Annotated in this window: 7 protein-coding genes; 5 read left to right on the forward strand and 2 right to left on the reverse strand. The window is 66.9% G+C overall.

Annotated elements, in window-relative coordinates; translation table 11 throughout:
- The first annotated feature begins 252 nt into the window (after positions 1 to 252).
- The 4 genes from ACQKJZ_RS16985 (at position 253) to ACQKJZ_RS17000 (ending at position 4,485) form a co-directional block, all read left to right on the forward strand.
- Complete coding sequence (locus ACQKJZ_RS16985; RefSeq protein WP_312489481.1) at positions 253 to 843, forward strand: GNAT family N-acetyltransferase; 591 nt, start codon at positions 253 to 255, stop codon at positions 841 to 843.
- A gap of 215 nt (positions 844 to 1,058) precedes the next feature.
- Positions 1,059 to 2,552, forward strand: coding sequence for a glucose-6-phosphate isomerase (gene pgi / locus ACQKJZ_RS16990; protein ID WP_427732612.1), 1,494 nt, complete (start codon positions 1,059 to 1,061; stop codon positions 2,550 to 2,552).
- 251 nt (positions 2,553 to 2,803) lie between these two features.
- Positions 2,804 to 4,153 (forward strand): glutathione-disulfide reductase, encoded by a 1,350-nt coding sequence (gene gorA / locus ACQKJZ_RS16995; protein ID WP_312489479.1) that lies wholly within the window; start codon positions 2,804 to 2,806, stop codon positions 4,151 to 4,153.
- 164 nt (positions 4,154 to 4,317) lie between these two features.
- A complete protein-coding gene (locus ACQKJZ_RS17000) occupies positions 4,318 to 4,485 on the forward strand; it encodes a hypothetical protein (protein WP_427732614.1) in 168 nt (55 codons plus the stop codon).
- A gap of 35 nt (positions 4,486 to 4,520) precedes the next feature.
- Here the strand turns inward: ACQKJZ_RS17000 and ACQKJZ_RS17005 are convergent, their stop codons facing one another.
- Together ACQKJZ_RS17005 and ACQKJZ_RS17010 are read right to left on the reverse strand one after the other, a co-directional pair.
- On the reverse strand, positions 4,521 to 5,147 hold the full coding sequence (locus ACQKJZ_RS17005) for a glutathione S-transferase family protein (protein ID WP_427732616.1): 627 nt from the start codon (positions 5,145 to 5,147) through the stop codon (positions 4,521 to 4,523).
- Positions 5,148 to 5,190: 43 nt separating this feature from the next.
- On the reverse strand, positions 5,191 to 6,099 hold the full coding sequence (locus ACQKJZ_RS17010) for a dienelactone hydrolase family protein (protein WP_427732618.1): 909 nt from the start codon (positions 6,097 to 6,099) through the stop codon (positions 5,191 to 5,193).
- Between the two features lie 134 nt (positions 6,100 to 6,233).
- On the opposite strand from ACQKJZ_RS17010, the gene ACQKJZ_RS17015 reads away from it, so the two are divergent.
- The gene (locus ACQKJZ_RS17015; RefSeq protein WP_427732620.1) at positions 6,234 to 7,082 is read left to right on the forward strand and encodes a hypothetical protein; all 849 of its coding nucleotides are present in this window, start codon (positions 6,234 to 6,236) and stop codon (positions 7,080 to 7,082) included.
- Positions 7,083 to 7,151: the final 69 nt, after the last annotated feature.

Raw genomic sequence — 7,151 nt, forward strand, 5'->3', positions numbered from 1 at the left:
GATCCCCAATCGCCGTTCAGCCTGAGCCCTTCGGCTGGCTGACAAGCCAGCCGCTCAGGATAAACTTTGGCGCGATGCGCCAAAGTCGAAGCCCAAGGGAATCTCCCGCCGCTAAGCGTGGAGCGTGCACTTCGACTTCGCTCCGTGCGAACGGAGGTTGGGATTTGGGCACTTCGAAACGGGCCTTGGGATTGGGGCTTTCCGAACCGCGCATCGCCACGCTAGGCAGGCGCATCGCCTTCGGAGACCCACATGATCGCCATCCGCGCCGCCCGCCCCGACGACGCCGCCGCCATCGCCGCCATCTATGCCCCGCATGTCCTGGCCGGCGTCGTCTCGTTCGAGACCCAGGCGCCCGATGCGGACACGATGCGCGCGCGCATGGCGGGGGCGGACGGCCTCTATCCGTGGATCGTCGCGACCTTGACCGATGAAGAGGGCCGCGAAGATGCAGTGATCGGCTATGCCTATGCCGCGCGCTTCCGCGAGCGTGAGGCCTATCGCTGGGTGGTCGAAACGACGATCTACGTCGCCGACGTGTCGCAGCGCGCCGGCGTCGGCCGACTCCTCTATGAAGCGCTGGTCGACACGCTGACCGCGCAAGGGTTCACCCAGGCGATGGGCGTGATCGCGCTCCCCAATGACGGCTCGATCAAGCTGCACGAAGCGGTCGGCTTCCGCCGCGCGGGCGTCTTCCGCGAGGTCGGGCATAAGCATGGCCGCTGGATCGATGTGGGCTACTGGCAGCGCGAACTGGCCGAACCCGCGGCGCACCCCGCCGAACCGAAGCGCTTCGCCGATGTCGGCGTCGTCCGCGAACCGTTGGCCGGGAAACATGGGTAACGCCGGTCGCCGTGCGCGGGCTTCTTGATGCGCCTCAAGGATGTTTTGCGCAGTAAAGGTGAATGGCCATGTTGTCCGCGATGGACAATGGGCTCGAACAGCGATGATCCTCTCCCAGCCCACCATACCAATCTAAGGCTTGGCTTTGCCCGGCCGCTTTCGCTAACGCCGTAAGCGAAGCCCCACGGGGCGCGCGCAAGGAAGGAACAGGCATCATGGCTGCCGACTGGTCGACGATCGAATCGCTCCCGCAGACCCCGCTTCTCGATCTTTTCGCGAATGATCCCGACCGGCTGGCTTCGCTCAGCCTGGATGTGGCGGGTATCCATTTCGACTGGTCCAAGACCCATCTGACGCGCGACGCGGTCGCGGCCTTCGCCGAATTGGCCAAGGCCAAGGGGCTGGCCGCCAAGCGTGACGCGCTGTTCGGCGGTGAGGTCGTCAACGTCACTGAGGGCCGCGCGGTCGAGCACACCGCCGAGCGTGGCGAGGGCAATCCTGAAAGCGTCGCCACCGCGCGCCAGTCGCACGCCCGGATGCGCGCGCTGATCGACGCGATCGAGGCGGAGGCACTCGGCCCGATCCGTCACGTCCTGCACATCGGTATCGGCGGCTCGGCGCTGGGCCCCGACCTGCTGGTCGATGCGCTGGGCCGGGACAGCGACCGTTATGACGTGGCGATCGTGTCGAACGTCGACGGCGTCGCGCTGGAGGAAGTGTTCAAGCGCTTCGACCCCGCCGCCACGCTGCTCGTCGTCGCGTCCAAGACCTTCACCACCACCGAGACGATGCTGAACGCCACCTCGGCGCTCCAGTGGATGACCGAGCACGGCGTCGAGGACTCCTATGGCCGCGTCATCGCGCTGACCGCCAACCCGGAAAAGGCGGTCGAATGGGGCGTGGACGAGACGCGCATCCTGTCCTTCGCCGAGTCGGTCGGCGGGCGCTATTCGCTCTGGTCGACCATCGGCTTTCCCGCCGCGCTGGGCCTGGGCTGGGACGCGTTCGAGGAGTTGCTGGAGGGCGCGGCCGAGATGGACCGCCATTTCCGCCTGACCGACCTGTCGCAGAACGCCCCCGCGCTCGCCGCCTTCGCCGACCTCTATTACACCCAGGTCCGCCACGCCGAGACGCGCGCGCCCTTCGCCTATGACGAGCGTCTGCGCCTGCTCCCCTCCTACCTCCAGCAGCTGGAGATGGAATCGAACGGCAAGGGCGTGACCGTCGACGGCCAGCCCGTCGGCCGTCCTACCGCCGCGATCACCTGGGGCGGGGTCGGCACCGACGCGCAGCATGCGGTGTTCCAGCTGCTCCATCAGGGCACCCACCTGGTGCCGGTCGAGTTCATCGCGGTCATCGAGCCGGGCGATGTGCTGAGCGACGATCACCACCGCCAGCTGCTGCTCAATGCCTTTGCGCAAGGCGCGGCGCTGATGAAGGGCAAAAAGGTCGACGATCCCGCGCGCAGCTATTCGGGCGACCGTCCATCCTCGACCATCCTGCTCGACACGCTCGACCCGCGCACGCTTGGCGCGCTGATCGCCTTTTACGAGCACCGCGTGTTCGTGAACGGCGTACTGCTGGGCATCAACAGCTTCGACCAGTTCGGCGTCGAGCTGGGCAAGGAAATGGCCAAGGCGGCGGACCAGGGCGGGCAGGATTTCGATCCCTCGACCGAGGATCTGATCCAGCGGGCGTTCGGGGAGTAAAAAATCCTTCCCGCCTGCGGGGAGGTGGCAGGGCGTAGCCCTGACGGAGGGGGGCTTTCCCACAGGACATGCCTTGTGGAACGCCCCCTCCACCACACCCTTCGGGCGCGCTCCCCCTCCCCGTGCCGGGGAGGATCATCATGAATTCCGATCACTGTCAGGGGGACGCTGAACTTGGCTCGGCGTCCCCCGTTATGCTTTTACGCGGGCCGAGAGCCCCGTCTTCTGACCTTCCCGGAGAAACCGATCCCATGGCTGACTATGACTATGACCTGTTCGTCATCGGGGCGGGCTCCGGGGGTACGCGGGCGTCGCGCGTGGCGGCGGCGCACGGTGCGCGCGTGGCGGTGGCCGAGGAATATCGCGTCGGCGGCACCTGCGTCATTCGCGGCTGCGTGCCCAAGAAGCTGCTGATCTACGGCGCGCACTTCGCCGAGGATTTGAAGGACGCGCGCCGCTTCGGCTGGCAGGTGCCCAGCGAATGCGAGTTTTCCTGGGCCACGCTGCGCGACAACGTGCTGGCCGAGGTCGACCGGCTGAACGGCGCGTACAAGAAGACGCTGGAAAGCCACGATGTCGAGATCATCGGCCAGCGCGCCGTCGTCACCGGCCCCAATAGCGTGCGGCTGGCCGACGGGACCGAGAAGACCGCCGAGCGCATTCTGATCGCGGTCGGCGCGCATCCCGCCATCCCGTCCTGCCCGGGGCATGAGCATGGCATCACCTCGAACGAGGCGTTCCATCTCGATTCGATTCCCGCCCGCGTGTTGATCGCGGGCGCGGGGTATATCGCCAACGAATTCGCCGGCATCTTCCACCAGTTCGGCGCGCACGTCACGCTCATCAACCGCAGCAAGGAGATCCTGCGCGGCTATGACCTGACGATCCGCGACCGGCTGCTTCAGATCTCGATGATGAAGGGTATCGACTTCCGCTTCGACGCGACCTTCCAGGGGATCGAGAAGCAGGCGGACGGATCGCTGAAGGTGTCCATGTCGGGCCATGACCCGATCGAGGTCGACCTGGTCATGTTCGCCACCGGACGTGTGCCCAACACCCATGGCCTGGGGCTGGAGACGGCGGGCGTGGAACTGGACGACATCGGTGCGATCAAGGTCGACGAGGACAACCGCTCGACCTGCGCCAGCATCTATGCGGTGGGCGACGTCACCAACCGGGTCCAGCTGACCCCGGTCGCGATCCGCGAGGGGCAGGCTTTCTCCGACACCGTCTATGGCAACAAGCCGACGCGCGTCGATTATGACTGTATCCCCGCCGCCGTGTTCAGCCACCCGCCCATGGCCGGCGTCGGCATGACCGAAGCGGAGGCCAAGCAAAAGCTGGGGTCGGTACAGGTCTATACCTCCGACTTCCGCCCGATGAAGAATGTGCTGGCCGGCCGCGACGAGCGGGCGCTGTACAAGATGGTATGCGAGGGCGTTACCGGCCGCGTCGTCGGGCTGCACATGATCGGCCCCGACGTTCCCGAAATCCTGCAGGCCGCCGCCGTCGCGGTGAAGGCCGGGCTGACCAAGGCGCAGTTCGACGCCACCGTCGCGCTGCACCCGACCATGTCGGAAGAACTGGTCCTGATGAAGTGAGCCACCGATCGCCTGCCCCCGGCAAGGGGCCGTCCCGATTGGGGGCAGGTGGTCTAATCGATTGCAAAAACACTTGTCGCGACAAGCATTATTCTGGTGCAGGGTCAGGATCTTAGCTCCCACCCGGCCGCAGACATGGTCGTGCATTTTCGAGTCGATAGTCGATGAGCCATCCCAACGTCACCCTGGAACATGTCATTGCGCTCGCCCAGGCGGCGATGGAGGGCGCCGATGCGCTCGGCATGCCACTGGCGGGCAATCATATCGCCGCCGGCCTCGACATCCTGCGCGCCGCCCGCCCCGAACAGACGGACGGCGCCAGCACCGTCTAAACCGCGCCCGGCAAGGGCCGGGCGCGCGGATGGCCTTAGTCGGCCGCCACCTCCGGCAATGTGCCGTCATCCAGCGCGCCGGCGCGGACATGCGCGGGACGGGCGGCCAGCCGGTCGATATAGGCCATGATCGCGTCCGTGCTGGGCACCAGTCCGAACCGGGTGAACCACATGAGTTGCGAGCCCAGATAGACGTCGGCGGCGGTGAAGCGCTCGCCCGCGATATAGGGATACCGCGCCACCGCCCGATCGACGACCCCGACCGCGCGGTCGAAATCGCCGTAACCCGCCATGCGCTGCTGCTCCGGCGTGGGCGTCACGTTCATCGCCCGGTTGGTGATCGCCGCTTCCAGCGGACCCGCCGCGAAGAACAGCCACCAATAATAATCCGCCCGCTCCTGCGGCAGGGGCGACAGTTCGGCATCGGGAAAGGTATCAGCCAGATAGGCGCAGATCGCCGCCGTCTCCGTCACGACCCGGCCGCCATGGACGATGGCGGGGACCTTCATCATCGGATTGATCGCGCGATATTCGGCCGCGACCATCGTCGTGCCATAGTCCAGGACCACCGCGTCATAGGCGGCGCCCGTCTCTTCCAGCATCCAGCGCGCGATGCGGCCGCGCGATTGCGGATTGGTGTAAAGCGTCAGCTCGGTCGTCATGGCATGTCTCCCCCAAGGCAGGTCGCGATCTCGCCATCGACCATCAGGCGCGGTCGAGATGGCGATGCAGGAAGCCGATCGTCCGCGCCCAGGCCTGTTCGGCGGTGGCCCGGTCATAGCGTTCGGCGCTGGTGTCGTTGTTGAAGGCATGGTCGACACCGGCATAGGTGAAGGCTTCGACCGGATGGCCCGCCGCCTTCAGCGCGGCGACCCAGGGCTCACCGGTGGCATTCACCCGCACATCCTTGCCGGCATAGTGCAGCATCAACGGCGAGCGCACCTTGGCCGCCTCGCTGGGCGCAGGCGCCGGGCCGTAATAGGCGACACCCGCCGCCAGCGCCGGTCCCGCCGCCACCGCCAGCCGATTGACGAACGCCCCGCCCCAGCAGAAGCCGACCGCGCCGACCCGGCCCGTTCCCGCCTTGTCGCCGGCCGCGCGCGCCATCATCGCCCGCGCCTGGGCCAGCGCCAGATCATAGTCGAGCGTGCCGATCATCGTGCGCGCCCGATCCTCGTCCGCCGGCGTCCCGCCCTGCGGCGCCAGCAGATCGGGCGCGGTCACACGGAACCCGGCCAGCGCCAGCCGCCGCGCGACGTCCTCGATATGCGGGGTCAGCCCGCGATTCTCATGGATGACCAGAACCTCGCCCAGTCGCTTCCTGGCGTCGCGCGGCGCCACCATATACGCCGCCGAGCGCGCGCCACCGTCCATTCCCTCTCGCCGATCGATTCGCAAGCGGGCATCCCGCGGATCGGTGATCGCCGCCGCCGCCGGACTGGCGGCGATGCCCAGGATCAGCGCCTCGGCCGCCGCCGCCGATCCGGCAAGCGCGGTCATCTGGCGCAACAGGGTGCGGCGATCGTGATGCTCGTGCGTGAAGGCGTCATAAAGGCGAACCGCGCGGTCGCGCAGCGTGTTGCCGGGCGTGTCGTCAGGGGGGACTTCGGTCATGCGGCCATCCTCCATCGGACCGCGCGACGGGTCTGCCACCCTGTCCTTATGTCACGGCCACGCCGGCAGCATAGTCGCAGTGGATGCGATCGGCTAGGTTTGGCGGCATCATAAGGGGGAGGATCGGCATGGGGATGATGATCGCATGGGCGCTGTTGCAGGCACAGGTCCCAACCCCAACTCCGCCACCGCCGCCCCCTCCCCCGATCCATGGCGGCGACGTGCCGATGACATGCCCGGTCGGCGGCGAGACATTTTCCGGCTGGCAGATGGGGAGCTATTCCACTTATGGCGAGCGGCCCGACGGGCGGCCCTATAGCTATATGATGTTCCCGCTGCCCGTCCCCGAATGTCCGGGCAATCACCTGGTGGTGTTCGACCGGTTTTCGGACAGCGACAAGGCGGCGCTGGCGGTCCTGATCGCCACGCCCGATTATGCCAGGATGGTCGCGCAAGGGGATTCGCCGCATTACCGCGCGGCATGGCTGGCGGCACGATTGAGCCGGCCGGAAGCCGATGTGCTGGGCTGGCTTCAGGCGGCGCTGTGGGGAGAGACGCCCGGTCCGGGTGAAGGCCGCGATACGCCCGGGATGCCGGCGCGGCGCGGTCGATACGCCAGGGAATTCGTCGAGCATGTGCGCCGGCTTCCGGCCGATACCGAACCGAAGGACCGGCTTTGGATGACGGCGCGCGCGGCCAATCAGCTGCGCCAGCTGGGCGACTTTGCCGGGGCGGAGGCGATGCGGCGGGCTGCGCTGCCGCTGGTCGGGCAACCGGGGACCGGCGGAGGCTGGAATGAGTATCTGAGCAAGCTGGGCACGGTGATCGCCAGACGGGATGCGTCGGTCGCGCCGCTCGACATGATTCCGCCGCGCGAGGCGGCGCATCGCTGTGCCAAGCCGGGGGATGCGCCCTTGACCAAGACGGACGTTCGGCTGTGTGCGACGCCGGCTATCGCCAAGGCGGTGGCGGATTTGAAGTAAGGGGCTGGGGTTTGGGCGTGGAAAAAAAAAAAAAAAAAAAAAAAAAAAAAAAAAAAAAAAAAAAAAAAA

This window comes from Sphingomonas sp. NPDC019816 (assembly GCF_050274375.1).
GTDB lineage: Bacteria > Pseudomonadota > Alphaproteobacteria > Sphingomonadales > Sphingomonadaceae > Sphingomonas.